The 21,468-nt window shown below is 46.4% G+C and carries 14 protein-coding genes; 2 read left to right on the forward strand and 12 right to left on the reverse strand.

Annotation, left to right across the window (positions count from 1 at the left end; translation table 11 throughout):
* Positions 1-6: 6 nt before the first annotated feature.
* The 7 genes from MKY73_RS15330 to MKY73_RS15360 form a co-directional block, all read right to left on the reverse strand.
* Positions 7-2,583, reverse strand: a complete 2,577-nt coding sequence (locus tag MKY73_RS15330; protein ID WP_339302464.1) for a DUF5696 domain-containing protein — start codon at positions 2,581-2,583, stop codon at positions 7-9.
* Positions 2,584-2,600: 17 nt separating this feature from the next.
* Positions 2,601-3,236: a YIP1 family protein gene (locus MKY73_RS15335; protein ID WP_339261173.1), complete on the reverse strand. Its 636-nt coding sequence runs from the start codon at positions 3,234-3,236 to the stop codon at positions 2,601-2,603.
* The gene (locus MKY73_RS15340; RefSeq protein WP_339261171.1) at positions 3,220-4,683 is read right to left on the reverse strand and encodes a hypothetical protein; all 1,464 of its coding nucleotides are present in this window, start codon (positions 4,681-4,683) and stop codon (positions 3,220-3,222) included. The genes MKY73_RS15335 and MKY73_RS15340 overlap by 17 nt, the downstream gene beginning before the upstream one ends.
* 15 nt (positions 4,684-4,698) lie before the next feature.
* A complete protein-coding gene (locus MKY73_RS15345; RefSeq protein ID WP_278295182.1) occupies positions 4,699-5,574 on the reverse strand; it encodes a carbohydrate ABC transporter permease in 876 nt (291 codons plus the stop codon).
* 2 nt (positions 5,575-5,576) lie between these two features.
* Positions 5,577-6,533 (reverse strand): sugar ABC transporter permease, encoded by a 957-nt coding sequence (locus MKY73_RS15350; RefSeq protein WP_339242679.1) that lies wholly within the window; start codon positions 6,531-6,533, stop codon positions 5,577-5,579.
* A gap of 19 nt (positions 6,534-6,552) precedes the next feature.
* Positions 6,553-9,450 (reverse strand): extracellular solute-binding protein, encoded by a 2,898-nt coding sequence (locus MKY73_RS15355; protein WP_339302465.1) that lies wholly within the window; start codon positions 9,448-9,450, stop codon positions 6,553-6,555.
* 105 nt (positions 9,451-9,555) lie between these two features.
* The gene (locus tag MKY73_RS15360) at positions 9,556-10,911 is read right to left on the reverse strand and encodes an extracellular solute-binding protein (protein WP_339302466.1); all 1,356 of its coding nucleotides are present in this window, start codon (positions 10,909-10,911) and stop codon (positions 9,556-9,558) included.
* A 275-nt stretch (positions 10,912-11,186) separates the two neighbouring features.
* Here MKY73_RS15360 and MKY73_RS15365 point away from each other — a divergent pair, with 275 nt between their 5' ends.
* Positions 11,187-11,954, forward strand: coding sequence for a helix-turn-helix domain-containing protein (locus tag MKY73_RS15365; RefSeq protein ID WP_339242674.1), 768 nt, complete (start codon positions 11,187-11,189; stop codon positions 11,952-11,954).
* A 111-nt stretch (positions 11,955-12,065) separates the two neighbouring features.
* Here the strand turns inward: MKY73_RS15365 and MKY73_RS15370 are convergent, their stop codons facing one another.
* The 5 genes from MKY73_RS15370 to MKY73_RS15390 form a co-directional block, all read right to left on the reverse strand.
* Positions 12,066-13,691, reverse strand: a complete 1,626-nt coding sequence (locus MKY73_RS15370) for a response regulator (RefSeq protein WP_339302467.1) — start codon at positions 13,689-13,691, stop codon at positions 12,066-12,068.
* Positions 13,676-15,442 carry a histidine kinase gene (locus tag MKY73_RS15375; RefSeq protein ID WP_339308616.1) on the reverse strand — a complete coding sequence of 589 codons (1,767 nt, stop codon included), beginning with the start codon at positions 15,440-15,442 and terminating at the stop codon, positions 13,676-13,678. Before MKY73_RS15375 ends, MKY73_RS15370 begins: the two co-directional genes overlap by 16 nt.
* 48 nt (positions 15,443-15,490) lie before the next feature.
* Positions 15,491-17,170 carry an extracellular solute-binding protein gene (locus tag MKY73_RS15380; RefSeq protein WP_339302468.1) on the reverse strand — a complete coding sequence of 560 codons (1,680 nt, stop codon included), beginning with the start codon at positions 17,168-17,170 and terminating at the stop codon, positions 15,491-15,493.
* A 126-nt stretch (positions 17,171-17,296) separates the two neighbouring features.
* On the reverse strand, positions 17,297-18,847 hold the full coding sequence (locus tag MKY73_RS15385) for a glycoside hydrolase 43 family protein (RefSeq protein WP_339302469.1): 1,551 nt from the start codon (positions 18,845-18,847) through the stop codon (positions 17,297-17,299).
* A 7-nt stretch (positions 18,848-18,854) separates the two neighbouring features.
* Complete coding sequence (locus tag MKY73_RS15390; RefSeq protein WP_339302470.1) at positions 18,855-20,360, reverse strand: glycoside hydrolase family 43 protein; 1,506 nt, start codon at positions 20,358-20,360, stop codon at positions 18,855-18,857.
* 163 nt (positions 20,361-20,523) lie between these two features.
* Between MKY73_RS15390 and MKY73_RS15395 the strand changes: the two genes are divergently transcribed.
* Positions 20,524-21,393 (forward strand): AraC family transcriptional regulator, encoded by an 870-nt coding sequence (locus MKY73_RS15395; RefSeq protein ID WP_339302471.1) that lies wholly within the window; start codon positions 20,524-20,526, stop codon positions 21,391-21,393.
* The last annotated feature ends 75 nt before the right edge of the window (positions 21,394-21,468 follow it).

Consider the following 21,468-nt stretch of genomic DNA (forward strand, 5'->3'; position numbering starts at 1 on the left):
GCGTCTTCAGAGCTGCTCACCACCAGTCACATAGCTTTGGGCTTCCACTGTAACGTTGTCAACATCTACAGGGAAGTCGTTATAATTGACGATTACGAATCCGCCGCCTTCATACATGGTCCGGAACACGCCTTCTTCAATGGATTCATGAGACAACATGGAACGTCCCGTAAATGACTGGTTTACGTCGTTGACCTCATTGTAGATGTCAGCAGCCAGATCGATCCATTGTTCGTAATTCGCCGCATAGAGTTGATCATAATCTGTTTCTTTCACAACATGGTTTGGTGCATTGAACCAGGCAAAGTAAGGGCTCGCTCCATATTCAATCAACTTCAATACGTATTGTCTTGCGTCCGTATAAGTAGAAAGATTGTATGGCATGCCTGTATAACTAAGGCTGCCGTGTACAACGAGCTGATAGAATGGAATCTCTTCATCCTCCAGCTTGAAACGGCTGCTATTCATTGGAGCATCTGTCAACCCAGTTACATATGGCAGTGCGTAAGCGTTTCCGCCTTCCGCAACGACAGGGCCTACCTGCTGTTTGATCTGTTCGAGTGCTTTCTTGACGGAGCCCAGTGCTTCCGTTCGATCCACCAACTTTTTCGGATTCATGTCGCTGTTCAGCTGAGCGGCCAGGTCATTCAGACTCAACGTAAGTTCATCTTTTTGAAGAGACTTGAGTTCATCCAGCATCTCTGCCGTCACGTTCTCCAGCAAGTTGGGCGACAGCACATAGGAAGGTGAACGATCCCTGTCACGACGCTGTATGGCCTGGTTCATCGGATACATAACCGCCGGTTCCTGGGTTAAGGTTCGGGAAGCTTCTTTAGACGGTTTAAATCCTTTTTTGGATAACACATTCATCAGAGCAATATCCGGATAAAAGCCGATGCCTGCTTCTTTGGTGAATGCACTGAATTCCCGCAATCCCTTTTTGCCACCCACAGCACCGTCCACGTGAATGGAATCGGGCATCCTATGGTAAAGCCCGCCGTTAAACCACCCGGCATAGCGAACCTGTATATTGGATACCTTCTTCTCCTTCAAGGTAGTGAGGATGTTTTTGGCTTCATCAAACGTCGTCAGAGCCTCCGTTGAATCGTACGGTATGCCCAACATATGCTGGCTTGTTGTCATGGCACCGAACAGTTGCAGATAAAACGGAACGTCATTCTGAGCCTTACTGGCGCTCAGCTCGGGAAGTCCGCCATTTTGCATCAGATAATCCCGATAAAGAGAGGCAAGCCCGGAGTACGAGGCCTTATCCGCCCCTACAAAAGCGTATCGAACGGCGAAGTCGGACACGGTCGGATTCTTCTGAAATTTCGGAAGTGTACGAACCATATCGCTTGCCTGAAGTGTCACATCGCTCTTGTTCACAACATAGAAGCTTGGATATACGTTGTTATAACTGTTTAGCTTGCCGCTGATATCGGCATTCACAACGGCAACGGCATCCCCTTCCTCAACAATACCCAGGAACGCCCCCTCTTTCCGAATAAGTCCAAACACCGGCAATCGGGCTTTGGCTTCATTCGAACTTGCTTCCCGCAGTTTCATGGTCATATCCGGTCCGTAAATATCTTGTTGATAGGCAGGATACTGCAACTTCCCATTATTAAAATGGATAAGAGCCCCCGATCCGTCCGGCAACAGCATGGAGCCTTCTTCATTCAATCCTCCGGCACCAAAATACTCCAGTATGGATATGTTATTGATCGGATATTCCTCCGGAAAATGAATGCCTGATGAAGGAACACGAACTAACAGATCCTCTCCATCGAGCTCATATTCCATCGTGATCATGAACAGCCGCGGTCCGCTACGTTCCTGTTCAATGCCGAACTCGGCATGATCCTGAGCCAGGTCCTCCGGTGTGTAACCGGCTGTGTCAAAGGCTTTCAACGCTCGGGACAACTGAAGTCCCTGCATCGCCTTATCAATCCGGACGTAAGTACCTTCTTCTTTGTCCTCTGCATATCCGACCTTCAAGGCCCGTTGCCCGGTCTTATCCAACTGTGCAAGCAGCTTTTGCTCAAAACGCTCTTTGCTGATCTTCATCGGCAAATCTTCAATGGATCGCTCGGTGCTGCCAAACTGGTAATTCACCCGTACGCCGTTTGGCAGTGACTCGAAGCTGATCTGCTTGTGTGCGGCACTGTCCGTGTAAGAATTCACCGTGCTGCTCTGACCCAGACTGTTGAAGAAGCTGAGCTTGGTTTGTGAAGACAACAGGTCTTTGTTTATCCCTGCGGCAATTCCATCCTGTTCACGATCTGCAGGATTGCTGCGCCAGATCTGCCCGCTCTGCATGTGAATCACTGCAATCTCGGCAGTCTCTTCGTGAATGAACAGCTGAAGCTGATCATTCTGTGCAATGCCAATCATGCCTGGAAGGCGGGTATTACTGAAAGATGATTTCAGTTTTTCTCCGGGAGGCAGGGAGGGAACGTCCGCTTGGTCTGCGGCAGATACCACCTGGTTGGTCAGTGGTGCTGACGAGAACTGACATCCGCTGAGCAGCAGACTGCCCGCGAGCAGCATTCCTGTTATTTTTTTGGCTACGGCATATTTCATCACATTCTCCTCCTCCCTTAGCCCCGAAGCACTAATTCCTGATAGATGGTTACGACAAACGATACAATCTGCTGTACAAGGCTAAAGAACAAGAGGCACAGAAATGCCATAAAGGCCATAGCTACAAGTGTCAATAGCATCGTGAGTATCGTTTTGGCTGGTGTGTACTGATGAACCGTCATATTTCCCACAAATAACAGGTACACCGTCCAGGCGACGGCGAGTGCATTGGAGAAATAATAAAAGGCAGTTTCTTGTGCAGAGATCACAAGACTCAGCCAGATCCACGGAAAATGGATTAGGAAAAGAGGCACCAGTGCAAAACAGGTTGACATAAAAATTTCAGAAAACTTGCCTTCCCCGTCCATCAAGGTGGTTAACGACCAGTTGGCCACACACCAGAAGAGGACCGGCACGATCACATATACCATTTCGAGCAGACTGTTCAGGTATTTGGGATTACTGAGATTAATCAGAAAACCGCTGTATTGGGCATGTAAAATTTTGGTGATGACCAGCAGTACCAGAATCATGAAAGCAATCAACAGTGAGTTCCTCTGGTTGCGCTCATATTTTAATTCCCAGTATCCATCAAACGGATGGAAGATCAGATGCAGCGGGTACTGATATAACTGTTTACTTGATGCCTGCATTCGTTGTCCTCCTTTTCTGCCTGCGAACGATGATGACGGTAACAAACGCAGCGACAGCCAGGAATAAACCGGACATCATCCATGAAAAATGCTCACGCATCAGCTCTTTGCGATACAAAAGAAAAGCTTTGGAATAACCTTTAGGTTCCATACTGCGCTTAAAGTATTTCGCAGATTCGCCGTATTCCTTCTGACGAAGCAGTGCTTTGCCGATTCCCGCATAAGCATATTCCAGATTGGCGTTCATCTCGGCAACTTTAGCAAACAGTACACTGGACTGCTCCTCGTCACCGTTATAATAACTGCGAACTGCTTCATGGAGCGTGCGTCCATATTCAGTTGTCTGAAAGACGGTGATTTCGCCAAGTGCTTTATCCAGAACTAACATCCGGTCTCCCGCACGTTCCAGCGCAACAGGTGTATTAAACTGGCCAAGGCGGTTTCCGATGCCGCCAAAAATATGGAGCAGATACCCGTCTCCATTGTAGGTGAAGATTCGGCCCTTGCTGGAATCCAGTACGGAATACATGTCACTGTCCCCCACGTCCACATCAATCAGACGGGATGGCCCGGCTTCCTGGGTATACACCATATCACCTTGCGGGGTCTGATAGCCTTCTCTGCGCAAAATGTCTGTGCCCTGTGCATTCAGCTTCTTGACCGGATCTTTGCCCCGATCCCCGCTAGTCGCGTAGATGAAGCCTTCTTCATCCATATCCAGATTGGTAAATTCCGTCGGAGTGAACATAACCATCTGACTGCGCTGCTCACGTGTGGCGAAGCGTTTCCATAGATACTCCACCGGGTCTACCTGAACTCTGTTTGCTCCAATAAATGACGAGAACGTACCGTCGGCGCTGAACTCCATGAATCCATCAAATACGCCTTCGGCCATGACGTAGATACGCTCCCCCTTGTCCATAACAACACGCATAGGTTTGAATTGAAAATCCGCTTTTAACAGGTCTGATTTGGGCTCTGCGACAATCTTGACCAGCGTGCCTTTTTCATCCAAATGTACGACCCGATGATTATCCGAATCCGCGACCAGCAGATGGCCTTGATCGCTAACGTACAATCCCTGTGGATTTTTAAAATGATCTTCCTTGCCTTCCTGCTTAAATGAATCAATCGTCCGTACCAGCTTGAGGTTGCGATCCATCTCTATAATGCGGCCATTGCCCGAATCAAGCACAAAGACGTGCTGATTGGCGGTAACATGCATGTCGCTTGGCTCTTTCATAGGAATCGTGTTCAGCTTCTTGCCGGTGATAATGGTTGTTGCCTCATATGCCGCTGGTGCCGGAACTGCGTCACCCCAGAAGGAGTAATGATACGCATCCGTTTTACCGTCTGCACTCACATACGATGCCTCTTGAACGAACAACAGGAGGCAGATCATGCCCATGATGATCGATTTGCGTTTTTTCCATGTGCTTCTCCGCACCTCGCTGCCTCCTTTCTACTCTTTCATGCCTGAAGTGGCCATCGTTTGCATGACACTGCTCTGGGAGATGATAAACAGCGTGATCGGTACAATCATCAGCAGCAAGGCCACAGCCGCACCAACACCTGCACGAGCAATCCCTCCCTGTACAATCTGACTGAGCGCATAATGCAGCGTTTTGAGATTTTCACTGTAAATGAAGCTCCCGCCGTCCGTCCCCCATAACGCAGGGAACTGCAGGATCATGAGCGTGAGCCATGCCGGCTTTACATTCGGCATCACAATGCTCCAAAAAATGCGATATTCATTGGCTCCGTCTATTTTGGCTGCTTCCAGCAACGCATCGGGAATCTGCTCCATGAACTGTTTCATCAGGAACAGTCCCAGGGAGAAAGCAAGCGATGGCACGATAATGGAAGCGTGTGTGTTAATCCATCCTAGCCAAGACATGACCATGTAGTTTGGAATCGCCGTGACATGCGGTGAGAACATCAGAGACAGAATGACAATCGTGAACAACACTTTCGAACCTGGAAAACGATATTTAGCCAGCGGATAAGCCGCGGCGGATGCAAGAAGGATGTGTCCTGCCGTCCCCAGGATTGTAATGAGCAGGGTATTAGCAATATAACGGGATAACGGCACCCATGAATTGCCCATAAGGTTGATCAGATCGGCAAAATTCTCTGTTGTCGGGTTATTCACCCAGAATCGCGGCGGAAAAATAAACAGCTCATCCAGGGGTTTGAATGCATTGTTGACAGCATAGATCAGCGGAAGCACCATAAATGATCCAAACACGGCCAGCAGTGCAAATAACATCAGACTGACGGTAAATGACCGATTCAGCCTTTTTGGCATGCCAAACACGGCACGTACTTTGCTGGTCATTGTCATTCACCTATCTTTCTAAGCATTTTTTGCGTCAAAACGTTCGTACCAAGCATCAACGCAAACAGCACGGTTGCAATGGCAGAAGCGTAGCCCATCTCAAAACGGATTGTACCGAAGTCCATCAGATGTGTGACGACGGTGTGTGCTGCATAGTTCACACTTGGGAAACCGGCCAATGCAATCGATATCTCGGCCACTGCGAATGAAGCCGTAATCTGCATCACCGCACCAAACATCAGTTGCGGTCTCATCGAAGGCAGGGTGATGTACCAAAGTTCCTGCCAGCGATTCTTGATCCCGTCCACGGTGCCGGCTTCAACCAGAGAACGATCGATGGTCTGAAGTCCAGCAATAAAGGCCAGGAAGCTGGTTCCGAGGCTGAGCCACAGCTGTACAATAATGACAATCGCGAGCACGTACTTCTCATCTGCAAGCCATTGGATCGGCTCCAGTGTGACACCAAGGCGCATCAGGAAGCCATTCATATACCCGTAGCTGTCACCTGAGAAGATGATCAGCCAGATGAAGAAGACATTTCCCGATATGGAGGGCGCATAGAACACCAGCGTCATGACCGCTCGAATTTTGGGAGATAGCTCGTTGATGATCCATGCAAACAAAAAGCAGGCGATATAACTGAGCGGACCCGTGATTACGGCAAAAAGCAGTGTGTTTTTGAGCGCGATCAGGAATACGTCGTCATTCAGGAAAAGCCGGGAATAATTTTGCCACCCGACAAATCGCGGCAGCTCCAGCATGTTGAAGTGAAAAAAGCTGAGCCCCAGTGAAATGCCGACCGGGATGACAGTAAACATGAAAAAAATCAGCATAAACGGTGCCATCAACACATAATAATGCCTGCTGAGATACAGATCCCTTCTCAAAAGGGACCACCAGCCGACCTGGCGGGTATGGACGGCAGGAGCGGCGGCTGTCTTGGTTGTTTTAGCTTGCAACCGTTACCCTCCCTTTCCTCTATTTCAGATTAAATTCCTTACGCTTCAACTCAATTTCATCATCAATGTACAGAACATAGTCCGATAAGGCTTCACGCGGATTTTCATTCGCATTGACCACCTTACGGAAAGCGTTATCCAGATGCCGTCCCGTGAAATAACCTCCAGGAAGCTGCGGGATCCCCTGTACCCATTTCCATTGCTTCTCCAGATTTTCATAATCCTTGACGGGCCAAGGAAGCTGTTTCAAAGCTTCAATGTTGGCTGTTGGGTAACGGGCTGCCGCCCCCATCAGGCCTTCCATTTCTCGTCCGTATTCAATCTGGGTCTGCTCGTCAGTCCACCATTTCATGAACTTCCATGAAGCTTCCTTGTTGCTGGCGTTCTCAAGCATCATTACCGCGCTTGTTGCGCTGGCCACCTCATGCCTGATTGAACCGTCCGGAAGCTGCGTACCAGGAACAATGGTAAAGTCCCAGAGATTGCGAATTTCCGGAGCCAAAACTGTCAATATGTTATAGGTTGTATAATCCGCAATTCCAATCGGCATCTCACCGGTACGGAAGCGGTTTGGAAAGTCCGCTTTAAGCGGGAATTTATAATTGGTATAGAATTGTGTCCAGCGTTTAAACGCATCCATCGAAATTTCCGAATCAAGGGCACTCTTCTTCTGATCTTCCGTATAGAAGGTGCCATCATTCTGGTACAGCAGCATCGCAAAAGTTGAGTTCGGCACAAGGTTTGCGTTGTTCAGTGTATCCTCGATGGGCAGATAAAACTCCATATTATGCTTTTGCAACACAGCAATGGCGTTATACACGTCCTGCCACGTTTTCGGCGGCTCCAGTCCCAATTCGTTCAGGATATCTTTGCGGTAAAAGAGCATCGGAAAATGTTGCTGTTCCGGTAGGGCATACACACCGTCGTTATACCGGTATGGTGTCAACCCGCTTTCACGGAATCGACCCGCAATTTCCTCGAAGTCGGGGAATTTGCTCAAATCCGCTGCCGCACTTCTCATCGCATAGTTTACAGGGATGTCCTCACCCATTTGCATGGCAATGTCGGGTCCTTCACCTGCAAGCGTTGCGGGAAGCAATATGTTGGGCGGCACAAGACGCAGCTGCACGGATACATCCGTATCCGGAGTAAACGAATCATCGATCATGCCTTTCAATACCTGAGCCTGATCCCGTCCAGTCGTGATCCATACAGTAATGGAATCCTTTTTTTGTTCCACGTTACCGATGCTGTCGTAATCTTCGGTATACGAAGCCACGTATGCACCCAGCTCATGTTTCACCTGCTGAATGGCCGTCGCTTCCGCATCTGGCAAGGCTTCACCCGGCGGAGACACGACGAGGTAATCCAGAGTGATCGGCTGTTCACGTACTGACAATATCCAGGTACCCAGGCCACCTACGTTAATTTTGAACGTATCCAGTCGTTTAGGAACGGTCTCCGGCTTGGCCGCCATATCTTCAAGCTGCATGACCATGGCGTGAAGCACGGCAACTTTATCACTTTGCTCACCCGTTGCCTTTTCCAGATAATCCGCTACAGAACGGAGCGTGTCTGCCTGTCGTTCAAAGACTTCCGTCATCTCCGGGATGCGTTGTTCCAACTGATAATCCCGAAGCGGATCGGGGCTGTTGGAGGTGATCATCAGGATTTTGCGATACATCTCATTCAATTCCAGCACGCTGGATTCCACAGTACGAAGCAGAGGAGCGATGTCGCCCAGCGTTACCGTCATTCGAATCCGATGTTTCCCTTTATCCAGATGAAACTGGTAAGGCTGATTTTCTGCCGCCCCCAGCACCTGAGTTTGCCAGGATGGGCTGTAGTTGAAGCGAATGCGTTTCATTTCTTTAAACGGAACTTCGCCGTTGATCGTCAGACTGCGGGTAGCGTAAATACCGCGCAATTGATCCTGTTTTACCTTTAACGCGATTTGATACAATCCGTCTTCAGGCACGTCGATTTCCCATTCGATCCATTCACCCGGCAGTTTCCAGTTGATGCCCCCGATCGCATTCATGCGAATTTTGGATACATCATAAGGTTCCAGCGATGGGCTCGAACGATCCGAGATGGGTGCCAGTGTAGGTGAAGACTTGCTGACTGCTTGTTCACCTTGTACTTTCAGCATGACTGGAGCCGCTGGTTTCAGCCCCTGTGAGGCATAAGTTGCCTCAAGCTCTGCATAGGTCGGTATCTCCCCTTCCTGATACAGCTCAATATAATCAATCGCCATACTTTCTCTTAATGAAGTGAGCGATAACTGCGGGTTTCCTTTTTCAAAATAAAACTGAAAGGGCTCCTCGAAATAGCCTCCGCTATCCTTGAAGGAAGTCAGCTGCCACTCGGGCTGTTCCACTTGTCTTGGCCTGAGATCGTTATCCCGATCGTCACGACGAACGTTATCCTCGCGATTCCCCCACACCCTGTCAAACAAGAGAACATCGGCCCCTCTAAAAGGGACCTCCCCATTCACCTCGAGTCTGCGTTCAATACCCGAGCTTTTACCCTCTACAGGGTAATAGTGAATGCGAATATTGTACAAACCGCTCATTTGAACGGGAACATCCCAACGAATGGTTCCAGTTTCCGGCGTAATTACAGCGCTCCCATCCAGTCCGGCATAACCTTGCACGACCTCGAATTCTCCGTCAGTTGCCTGAACATAAGATTCGCCTTCAATGCGTATTGTTTTCTCGGGATTAGCCGAATTGGCATGAGTAGTCAGATAATGGTCATAACTGAATGAATCCTCGGTTGCCGATACTGCGTCAAAGTCCTCAAGCGCATGTACCGTCCCCGGATAACGATCCCGCGATGGATATAGCGTCCATATGGAGAGTACCAGGGCCAGGACAAGCACCAAGATTAGTCCCTTTTTCTTACGTGACCGCATGTTCGAATGTATCCCCTTTCCTCTAAGCGTTGCGAGAACTGGACGATTGACTAACCCGGACAGAACGCACCATCACTGGTGCGTTCTGCCCGTGTGTCCTGATGCTTATTTGTATACCTCATCAATCGCAGCCTGGAAAGGTGCCTTGTATTTCTCAATCAGCGTAGATACAGATACTCCTTCTTTGAGCTCTCCATCAAAGTCCCAGAAAGGCAAGGATGGGAATGTGTTATGGTCCAGAACCAGCATGCCTTCCGCAACCTCTCTGGCGTTGTTGATATCTGCTTCATCGGTCAGATGTGTCTCCAGTGTGGATTGGCCCGGATACTCATAGATCGAATCGATCTCATTAATTTTCTCCCAGATATACATCAGTTGTTCCGGATTCTCTACTGCTTTAGGAATCGTTATAGCCTGGTAACGGGACTCTCCAGAGTGATACGCTGATGCACTTGGACCTTTAGGGAATGGTACAAAACCGATATCGTAATCCTTCATGTCTGTCATAATGCCTTCAACCTCGTACATGGCACCTGAATACATCAACGTATTGCCTTGACGGAAGAACGTGGATGGCTCAGTCCAGTCGCCGCCTTCAGAAGCTCTGCCGACCTTTTCAGTAGCCAGTTTGGACAGGAAATTCAGCGCTTCCTTCGTTTTGGGATCTTCCAGGTTCTGCTTATCCTCTAGGGTCAGGGAAGCCTCGTTCGAATACAGAATCGGTTCAAGCAATCCCGTCTGAGCGAGTCCCCAAGTGTCCAGCTTGCCATCGTTGTTGCGATCCTTGTTCGCTTGTTTGGCAACGCTGAGGAATGTATCCCAGTTCCATTCATCAGCATCCACATATTCCTGCAATGGCTTCAAGCCCAGCTCCTGCATGAGGGTGCGATTATAGAAAATTCCGTTGATAAAAGAAGATTGGTCCTCGGTAAAGCCGTAACCTTTGCCTTCATATTGCATATATTCCTTCGTTGTTTTCTGATTAAATACTTTGTCGTTTTTAATATAATCATCCACTGGCCACAAGAGATCCTGTTTGGTTAATGCGGGAATGGCATAGTTTTTGCCCAATCTCACCAAATCACCAAGTGGTTCCCCTGCCATCAGCGAAGCAACTACCTTCTCCTGATATTCGCCGAAATCAATGGAAACGTATTCAATATTAAAGTTGTGTTTTTTCTTCAGCGTTTCGAGATTCTCAAGGCGTTGAATGTTGTCCGGGTTGTTCCCCTGTATTTCCATGTCCCACCAAGCAACAACTTTGATCGTTCTGCCGCCCATGTCAAAGTCCATTTCTGGCGTAGAGTTTTCATTCTTTTGCTCGGTTTCTACGGGTGTTTGTTCCTCCTGTGGTGTTGTCTTTTCCGGCTCGGGTTGAGCGGTAGGTGCAGAACTGCATGCAGCAATCACCAACAAAACCGCGAATACCAGGCTCAGTAGCATGAACTTGTTTTTTCTCATCGTCTTCCCCCCTGATTGTCTTTTGCTCTCACAGTGTATCGCCCAAATGAAAGCGCAAACAACCTGCCAAAATACAGGTGTTTACCCCGGCTGAATATAGATTTCCGTGATTTTGTGCGTACAAATTGCATTCTGGGTTCCAATTGGTAAAGAAATGCACTCTCTACAAAAATATGCACATTGTATGCGCTTTCTTTTATTACCATAATGAAATTAAGTCATCATTGAGTTTAATCTGGCGGATTACAATTCAGCAGAAGGTGAGGTATTGCTTCATGTATGATATTTTACTTGTGGATTTCAGCCGTCGTTTGTGCGGAGAGTTGCAACAGATGTTGCTACGGAGCAAAGCTCAATATACTATCGCAAATTGTGTGTTCTCATCGTCCGAAGCTTTGACCGCATTGTCAGAACGAGACTTTTCCCTTGTTATGGTACATACAGAGAGGTTCGATACCGCGGGGCTCTGGTTATGCAACGAGATTCGAAAGAAAAGTCAGATCCCCATCCTCCTGATGGGTGGAAGAGATCACTTCAGGTTCGTACGCAAAGCCCTTACGTATCAGGTGAATGATTATCTACCGTATCCTGTTAGTCCCTCTTCTTTACTTAACAGTCTGCACGGACTTCGATCCCACCTTGAAACCGATCCGGCACACAAAACGTCGTCGTTCTTCAAAACGCCTGTTCAAATGAATGGTAAACCCATGCACTCCAGTCATGTGATTCGTATCGTCAAAGCCTATGTACGGGATCATCTGAGTGATGAAATCACGCTGAAGAAGATCTCTGATATGCTTCATTTTAACTGTGCCTACCTTGGGCAGAAGTTCAAACTGGAAGAGAAGATGTCTTTCAATGATTATATGCTCCAGCAACGTATGGAAAAGGCCCAGCAACTGCTGTCTTCCACGAATCTTCGAATATATGAGATAGCGATTGAGGTAGGATATAAGGATATTGATTGGTTCTATAAAAAATTCAAAGCGTACGCCGGATCGAGTCCTAATGCTTATAGACGACAAAAAATCCACACGGCCTAGGGTGGATTGCCGATGTGCTATGTTTGTTAAATAACTACAGAAAAACGCAGGAGATGTTCTCCCTGCGTTTTTTGTGGTTATTTGAGCTAGTCAATTCCTGAGAATTCACAATTAACGTACCAAAAGGGATTCCCGGTATTCTTGGGGGGTCATTCCCGTTATTTTCTTAAAAAGTCGGGTAAACGAATGTGCAGCCTCGTATCCCACTTGGAGTGCGACCTCACGTACCATAAAATTCGGGTTCTGAAGCAATTCTTTGGCTCTTCTTATTCGGCAGTCGTCAATGAACTCGGACAGGTTAATTCCCATTTCCTGCTTAAAGAATCGGGATAGATAGGATGGATTGAAATGATGAAGTTCAGCCAATCTTACTAAAGAAAGATCTTTCTCAAGGTTATCCTTGATGTAACTGCATAAAGAATGAATGACAACGTTAGCGCGTTCCTGTTCATTGGACCTCTTGTACCGGACTAATTCATCGGCAGCACGATATAAAAATTGAACTGCATCCTTCATGCATGTATACTCCCCTAAATGCAGCAAACTTCGTTGATCAGGAATCTTCTGTTGAAGACCCCACCGATTGATTGTCGAATGTAATAATAAAGCCAGATTATAGTAGGTTTCCATTGCACGTTCCATCGTAATCTCCTGCTGCAACAATTCGCCTGCAAGTTCCTCAAATATATCGTAAAAAGGCTGAATTCGCCCCGTTTCCAAATATCCTGACATAATCTCAATCCGGTTTGAGATACGCATGGATTCTTTGGGTACATCAGATGAGAGGTCATTGCGATGATCCGTGAGCACCATGGATACGCCATCCCCTATTTTCATCCACTGGAGTAATCTCAGACGTTCATATTGTTTGGTTAACTCGGACCATTCGCAGCTTTGACTGCTTAATGAGAATGCAATGGATACGCCAAGAGATACCATGCAAGCTTCCTGTACCAATTCCAGTGTGCCTTCTAGAAACCGTACAAGTTTATCATTGGACATCTCTTCTTCCTGCTTGGGCTGAATCAACCAGATTGTATCTCCATAATGGTCCGTTACGCTGACGTACGCTGTTCGATCATGCATTAGAGAAGAACCGATAATGCGAACAGATTCCTGGACTTCTGTGAGGTCCGAACCTTTTTCTGGCGGATTATTGAACCGACCCAGTATGAGATAAATCGGCGAGTTTATCTGTAATCTGATATCTCTTTTGAATAATTCGTCCTGCATATCATTAGTAGAAACCATAACTGCTGTACAATCTTGAAGCAGTTTCCGCAAGTACTCTTTTTGTTGAATCCGTGCAAGCTGAGAGTTGACTTGATGAGAATGTTCCAACAATTCAAGCATGCTGTGACTTTGCCGGATCTCTTCCATCACATCTTCGACAACAGACATTACCTTGTCATAACCTTCCGTTTTGAGCAAGTAACGTACATTGGCCATCTGAAAAGCTTGATAGGCATAATCAAAATCGCTATGTCCTGTCAGAAAAATGACGCGACAATTCGGCCAACTGGCTTGAATTCGCTCTGTCAGTTCCAAGCCGCTCATGCCCGGCATGCGAATGTCCGTTAGAACAATATCAATTCTAGAACGCTGCATCCAGGACAATGCTTCTGTTGCAGAGTATGCCTTACATACATCAAGCTGGTCGGGTATATGTCTGGCGAAAGTTTCATAGAGACTATCCGTAATAATCTCCTCGTCATCTACAATCAAAAGTCGATACATTCGTTCTCTCCTTCTTTCCACTGGATTCGAATTGTGACTTTTAATCCTTGCAATTTACTTCTGGATAGGAAAAGGCCACTTCCTTCTCCATACGTCAGGACCAGACGTCGATGGATATTTATTAACGCGGTCATTTCATCCGTACCTCCGTCCTTATGCAAGCGTTGCTGAAGAGCTTCAATATGTTGCTCATCCAACTCGCTTCCATTATCTTCTACGGTAATCTCGGCATATGAACCTTCCATAGTAAACCCGATAATTAGAAGACCGGAGGCCGTATTCTTTTCAAGGCTGTGTTCATATGCATTCTCAATAATCGGTTGAATAATGAGTCTGGGAACGTGAATATGTTCCATCTCAGCAGGGAGTGACCCAAAATCAACTTTGATTCGTCTGGAGAATCGTAATTGTTGAATCTCTGTATAGATTCGTGAATGCTCCACTTCCACTTTCAACTTCACATGATCGGTTTCATTCCGGGTGATGAACCTGAAATATTCGCCAAGCATATTAGTAAACTGCTCAATACGCTCTGTTTCCCCTGTTCTTGCCAGTGAATTCAGAATAAAGAAGCTGTTGTACAGAAAATGAGGATTAATCTGGGATTGGAGCTGTTTCAACTCGGCCCGCTGCATCATCAGTGTTTTCTTGAAATCCCGGTCGATCAGGGATTGAAGATTTTCAATCATGAGGTTGAAACGGGTGTAGAGGAAGCCGAATTCGTCCTTTCGATTATGCGCGATGGGAACATCAAGCATGCCTCCCTCCATTTTTTTGAATCTTTTCACCAACAACAGTAACGGAATATGAATCAACTTGTAGCTAGAATACAGATACGCCGTGATGGCAACAAATGATGTAATTGCAAACAGCCAAGCCCAATGATAGAACTTGCTAAGCGGTTTGGTGACAATGGCCTCGGGTAGATATGTAGCTACGGATAAGCCCAGGGAATCCATATGCAACTGACTCACATGATACATGGTGTCCCCCACCTTCATCCGAAAGCCATCCAGTGTTCCCTTTACACTGTGCTCCCGGTAATTCGCGAGAATAACACTAGCTTGATGGTTATCTATGATGGCATGCCCCGTTTTGTCCTCAATCAGGAAAGTCGAACTCTCCGGGTACAGATTAAGTCGTGTGAGTTCATTTTGAAAATGATTTGTGTCGAGCTCCACTTGAATGACAAAAAGCGGGGGCTCTCCCCTCGTGCCGGTCAGCCTGACGGCACTGAGGTTCAGGGTGTCCTCCTTCACCGTGAAACGTGTACCTTTTCCTTGCATGCTTGAACCGAAGTATAGGTAAGAACTTTTATTGAAATCGTCGATGCCTTGGATCGCGGATATACTTTTGCCGACAGAAGGGATATGTACATGAACGTTTTTGATATAAGCAGTGCTGTTCTTAAATGAAGCGAGTCGTTCAGTCAGGTAATTTAATGTATCACGCCGCTCAACCTGATCCATCATATCCCAGAGAATCGCCAGTCGATTCAATTTTCGATCCTCAACGATATCAAACTGCTGTAATTCCATCCATTCCATCTCTCTGTTCAATTCCACGACATATTGGTTCAACCGTCTCTCCGTTGACAACGATATTTCCTGGCTTGCATTGTCATAACTCCAATGATACAGATACACGCCAAGAAGAATAAGTGGAAGCACGAATACCAGATAGGTAATTATTAATCGCGCAAATATACTATTAAGCCATGATCTAGCAGGGATCTTGATCAATACGTTCACCTCCAATGCCAAAGGCTGAGTTGGTTCCTTGTATGAATAAAGTGAACATTAGTGTTCCTTTGGCTTGCTGGTGCGAAACCACGCGTTAACTTCCGATGTGATCTGATCTCCCCCCAGCTTGCGCCAGTTCTCTACGAATTGATCGAACTCATCGATCGACCTGCCTAGAATAATGTTCATATAGGCTTCAAGCTGAAGATCTCGAAGAATGATTTGTCGATCAACCATGGTGTCCGTAATACCGCCAGTGAACTGGTCATAGAGAAGTTGACCGTTTTGTTCATAAGAATCTGCAATGCTAAAAGCACCCGAAGGCCCATAGGTTTGTTTCCATCCCCAGCCGCTCTCTACATGGTTCACATCATAGGCCACAATTCGTTTGTGAATGGCCAGAGCTTCATTTTGCAGAGCAGAGTAGTCCCCTGTAATTCTGGCATCCCGAATTTGTTTGTAAGCATCTATATTTTTATTACCGGGAAAAGGAGTCACCGGTGAGAGCATCCACACCGCTTTGGAGTCATCATTGTAGTATGTTTCATACTGTGCCTGATCCCCCCAGTTGATGTCCAGATGCAGATTCATGAGCTTAACCACGACCTCTGGATTAGAGAAGCCTTTTTTTACAGCAAAGTATTGACCAGTGTTGGAACGTAGCGGAACGAACAGACTCTGGTCAGACTTTGCAACAATGGGATATGCCTGCCATTCTACATCGTTATCCGTATCACGGGTGGTCTGAAGCATAAAGGATGTCCACTGTTCCCCGTAGAGCATCCCTATCTTTCCATCCTGAACCATTCTAGACGCCTTGCTTCCACTCTTATAGCCAAAATCCGGATCAAGCTGGCCTTCACGATACATCGTTTGCAATGCCTTCAAAGCCTCTCGGACTTCAGGCTGGATACCTCCATAAGTGAGTTTTCCTTCCGCATCTTTAACCCATATCGTAGGATAGGCACCGTAGCCTGACATCAGTCCTGCAGCTCCCATAACTGGATCCCATAGATGGTTCGTTAGCGCAAGTCCGTACGTATCCTGCTCTCCGTTTCCGTCTGGATCTCCTTCTGTAAACGCTTTCGAAATCTGAAGAAGGTCTTCCATCGTTTCAGGTGGCCGCAGCCCCAGATTCTCCAACCAATCGGTTCTAATCCACAGATATTGTGCAGTCTCAATGGAGGAAGAAGATTCGGGAATAGCCATCAATTTGCCGTCAATGGTTGCCGCATCAAATGCTCCTGTTCCCTCTGCCTCTAATATACTCTTCGTAAGTGGTGAAGCATACTCTTGGTACACACGGGTTAGATCTTCAATCAATCCAGCGTTGCTCAGTTGTCTAAGTTGATATGGATTTACTTTGACCACATCAGGGAAACGTCCTGCAGCAAGGGATACACCCAATTTCTGATTGTACACATCTCCATTAGCAATCCAGTCGTAGTGAATCTGAATTCCTAGCTCCTTCTCATACAAACGAGTCCAGCGATTATCCAGCATCGTCTCCCCAGGCAACTGGCTAATCATACGCTCAAGGTCATCTCCGGTTTCCCTGACAAAAGAGACTACTATGGGAGGAGAATATTTCTCATACAACGCGGGAAGTTGGATCTGCTGCCCATCTGGCTGCGAATGATGTTGTTTGGAATTTCCATCGGTATGACCTGCTGGTATCGACACAGCAAGGAACAGAATAAAGGTCCATTTTGTTATGTCCAGACATCTCTTATACATGACGACATGCCCCCAGTTCGGTTTGAACAACTCTTTTCTCTCTGTCAACTTTGAATCCATATCATTGTACAACAACTTGTAATTATTGAATACGAAAAGCCGCCGTTGGGCGGCTTTTACATATGTTCATTGTTTCTCTTCCGGATTAACCACACAATATTCGAAATTCGAAAAGTCAGCTGTTCCTCCAACCGTTTGGGTTGAATATACAAATAACCCCGTTCGGCAACCCATAAAATGATCCAGTTTATATATCATCTTATGGACAATCCCGATATCTCTCCATTTTATCCCATCGAAGTAGGCAAAAGAACACTCATCCAGATTGTTCTCAAAATTTCCGAATGCTTTTAGTTTAACTACTGGACCTGACACAGGGATACGTTCATGCTCCGTAGCTGGCTCCTGGTCAATCAGATTACCAAATATGGTCGAGTCCTCACCATCTCTAGCATGCATGACCAAGTAAAACTGGTTATTCTGCTTCGTAAGAGCGATCATTCCGTATGAACCAATCAGAAAGCACAGCCCGGCATAGTCGCCATTATTCAGACGGCTGCCATCAAGCGTAACGATTGCTTCGCAAGCGGGCCCCATTGAACGCTGGGTTAGTGTGTTGACGGCGAATGTCAGATTCGGGCTGATCTGTCCCGTCCGAACACGATAAACCCCGGGTTTCTCTGTGACGGACCAGAGTTCTTGATTAGGGGTATGATTCCATTGCCAAAAGTCATGGAGGCGTATTCTGCCATCTTCTTCGGCTTCATAATTAAAATTGTCGCTACCTATTAACGGATTATAACGGTGCTCTGGTCTGGTGCTCGGAATATCAATCTGCTTTGGAGCTTTGCTCGCAAATATCGGAATACCTTGATCAAAATGGAGTGGAACCAAAACAGGAATTCGCCCTACAGCCCCATGATCCTGAAACAGCATTGCGTACCAGTCCCCATTCGGCGTATCCACGATGCCACCCTGAGCAACACCAGAATTAAAATAATCCATATCGTCATTAAATACTTCTCCACCAGTGAAGACATCTTCCAGAGATTCAGCCACGTAACACGCCTGTGTTCTCCGGCCGGAAGCTTTCGTAATATGAATTAGGAACACAATATATTTGCCATTGATCTTGTAGAAATGTGCTCCTTCATAACCAAGGTGATAAGGCTGCTCTTCTTTTACAATCAAGCGATGGACTCCACCCGGTTTGGGACCGGTCAGATCAGAACTTAATTCAGTCAGATAGATCTCGGTATTCCCGTACACAAGATACACTCGTTCATCATCGTCGAAAAATAAAGAGCAGTCATGGTAAAATCCCTCCACTACTTGCTTCTTCCACTCACCTGCGATGGAGGTCGACGTGTACAAGTACGTTTTACGGGTATCATTTGCGACAAAAATGACATAGAACATGCCTTTATGATAACGAAGGGATGCGGCCCACATGCCTTTACTATATATTTGCTGACCATTTTCCAGCCGTTGCGCGGGTGTATCGTCCAGTGTGTCGTACACATAGGTAGCTACTTCCCAATGGATCAGATCATATGAACGCAGAATGACACATCCCGGCATCATATGCATGGTTGTACTAACCATGTAATATGTGTCCTCTACACGAATCACGTCAGGATCTGGGTAATCGGCCCAAATAATCGGATTTGGATACATGCTTTAATTACACCTCATTTTTTCTATTAAACTGCCATTCTCTCAAAAGGATAGTTGAGCTGTCTGTTGTACTTCTAAAGATAATGTACAAGTCTTGCACACCTTGCGCACCCGTAACTTTGGTTGTTACTTCCATCCATTGAAGCGATTCGGTGGCGGGCTGAACAATCAGTTCTCCAATTAAAGGTCCGTCCGTGCGATCCATACGGAGCTCCAACGTACCTTCGGTTCCTTGATTCGAAATCATGGCTGAGAAGGTAGAAGGTCCTCCACTTTCAAAATCAGCCTTGGATATAGCTATCCAGCTTTCATTTTGCAGCTTGGCGGCAATGATATTCGAATCTGATAGAGACATCTCACCCGAGTCCGAATATTGCTCAGTGGATACCCTGCTGCTCCATCCAATTGTGGAACCCGTTACCCGCGCATAGGGATTGAAGTACTTGACTTGATCCACGCCCTGATAATCTGCATGTACTTTCTTAATCTTCCCCGTAGCCGCATCATGCTCGACTCGATTCAGATGTGTTGAACGGTAACCTTCGGGGATATTCATGGCTTGGCATAATGTCTGGGCATGATAGGCAATGTACCACTGATCTGCCAGTTGAAATATAGCCTGGTGGTTGTTGCCGCCAATATCAAAGAAGTGTCCGGGATTCTGAAGCAGCGTGCCCTGATATGTCCATGGACCCATTGGTTGAACACTGGTCATATATGCAATCTCACCAGGTGGCGGGCTGCCCTCTGGCCGATCTCCCTTGTCAAAATTGGAACAATACGTATAGTAGTAATTATTATTATATTTATGTATCCCTGAGCTTTCAAACATATAAGGCGCCTGAATAACCTTAGCTGTACCAACGACACTGATCATATCGTCTCCCAACCGCATAACTCTTGCCGTATCAGGTCTTTCTGCTTTCCCTTCCGGAATACCACCACCAAAGTAAAGGTAAGCCTGATGATCATCATCTACAATTACAGCTGGATCGAACAGCCAGGTTACGTCTTCCACTCCCGGAGTCTCTCTTGTAACAAGTGCTTTTCCGATGGGGTCTACCCATGGACCTACAGGTGTTGGTGCAGACAATACCCCGATTCCACTGGCGTTGTTAGCGAAATATAGAAAGAAGCAATCCTCGCCATCCAAGATTTGATGAGCAGCTGCTGGGGCCCATGATTGCGAAGCCCATGTTGCTGCACCTTGAGGTCCGGCAACTCTGATCTCCCCATGATCAGTCCAGTTGATTAAGTCATCTGAGGAAATGACCGTAATCCGGTTGATTGAACTATAGCTGTTTTTCTGAGGAAGACCATCCTTATCATTTTCAAGCTTATCACTTGTCATATATAAGTAAACTCTATTGTTAAATACCAGAGCATAGGGATCGGCTCCGAATTTGTGGGCCACCAAAGGGTTCCCGTTTGGACGAAGCTTTCCAATCTCCCCTAGATTGGCTGCCTGGTCTTGCTTTTGCTCACCTGAATGTGGTGTAGTATGTTGATTCATCGAATTAATCCCCCTAATAATCGTTATTCGTTACATCTTTTATAAGAAAGCGTTTGCAATACAAAAGGTATCATGATAGGATGATTACATTTTAAGGTAAGCTGAGTACAATTTCATTGCGTTAACCGCTCTATTTATTGCGTGAAATGACGGGAGGTACTTCATGAGTGGATCCTCTGAGTGTTTTTACGATCCCATCCAGCCTGAACTCTTATATCTGCACCGCGTAACAACGTATAAGCTGGAAACGATCTATCATCGCCATAATGCATATGAGATTTACCTGTTCCTACGTGGCAATGTCCACTTTTATGTAGAAAATCGATGCTATCATGTGCAACCGGGGGATTTGCTTGTGATGTCACCCGAGGAGATGCACCGAGCTTTTATTCTGGATGAATCCGAGTACGAGCGCATTACAATCAATCTCAAAAAAACATACCTTTATCAGCTGTCTACACCATCAACCAATCTGTTGTCATGTTTTGATCATCGCCTCAAAGGAAAGGGCAATATCGTACATTTGGACGATCAAAGCTTGAAAATGATGATGCAATGGACTAACGAACTGGAGGAACTGCTTGCTTCGGATGCTTATGGCACGGACATCAAGATTAATGCAGCGGTAGCCCAATTGTTGGTTTTGGTTAACGTTTGGTTTCACAACAACTCATTTGTTCCCAATGACATCATGCCCGAGCTGGTTCGTGAAACGATGGATTATATTGAACTTCATCTAAATCAAGATATTACACTTCGCAAACTTGCCGATGCATTCTATATGAACAGCACATACATCAGCAGACAATTCAAAAAGCATACCGGACTAACAATCCGCTCCTATATTTTGGGTCGTCGTATAGAACGGGCCAAATTCCATCTGTCTGATGGAATGAGTATTACGGATGCATGCTTTCAATCAGGCTTTAGTGACTATGCCAATTTCATTCGCAGTTTTTCCAAAATGGTCGGCATCTCCCCCGGTAAATATATCAAACAAAGACGAGATGCAACGGAAGTATTACTAAAATAATGACAAGTTCATTCAATGTAAACTGAAAACATCGAGCCATGCAGAATGGCTCGATGTTTTCTAGTTCTTGACGTA

Origin of the sequence: Paenibacillus sp. FSL R5-0519, from assembly GCF_037974275.1 — a bacterium.
GTDB lineage: Bacteria > Bacillota > Bacilli > Paenibacillales > Paenibacillaceae > Paenibacillus.

Coding starts and splice junctions, on each gene's coding strand:
- MKY73_RS15385 (WP_339302469.1), bottom strand. CDS start 18,847: ATGTATCCAAATCCGATTATTTGGGCCGATTACCCAGATCCTGACGTG.
- MKY73_RS15390 (WP_339302470.1), bottom strand. CDS start 20,360: ATGAATCAACATACTACACCACATTCAGGTGAGCAAAAGCAAGACCAG.
- MKY73_RS15360 (WP_339302466.1), bottom strand. CDS start 10,911: ATGAGAAAAAACAAGTTCATGCTACTGAGCCTGGTATTCGCGGTTTTG.
- MKY73_RS15335 (WP_339261173.1), bottom strand. CDS start 3,236: ATGCAGGCATCAAGTAAACAGTTATATCAGTACCCGCTGCATCTGATC.
- MKY73_RS15330 (WP_339302464.1), bottom strand. CDS start 2,583: ATGAAATATGCCGTAGCCAAAAAAATAACAGGAATGCTGCTCGCGGGC.
- MKY73_RS15380 (WP_339302468.1), bottom strand. CDS start 17,170: ATGTATAAGAGATGTCTGGACATAACAAAATGGACCTTTATTCTGTTC.
- MKY73_RS15365 (WP_339242674.1), top strand. CDS start 11,187: ATGTATGATATTTTACTTGTGGATTTCAGCCGTCGTTTGTGCGGAGAG.
- MKY73_RS15355 (WP_339302465.1), bottom strand. CDS start 9,450: ATGCGGTCACGTAAGAAAAAGGGACTAATCTTGGTGCTTGTCCTGGCC.
- MKY73_RS15345 (WP_278295182.1), bottom strand. CDS start 5,574: ATGACCAGCAAAGTACGTGCCGTGTTTGGCATGCCAAAAAGGCTGAAT.
- MKY73_RS15395 (WP_339302471.1), top strand. CDS start 20,524: ATGAGTGGATCCTCTGAGTGTTTTTACGATCCCATCCAGCCTGAACTC.
- MKY73_RS15370 (WP_339302467.1), bottom strand. CDS start 13,691: ATGTATCGACTTTTGATTGTAGATGACGAGGAGATTATTACGGATAGT.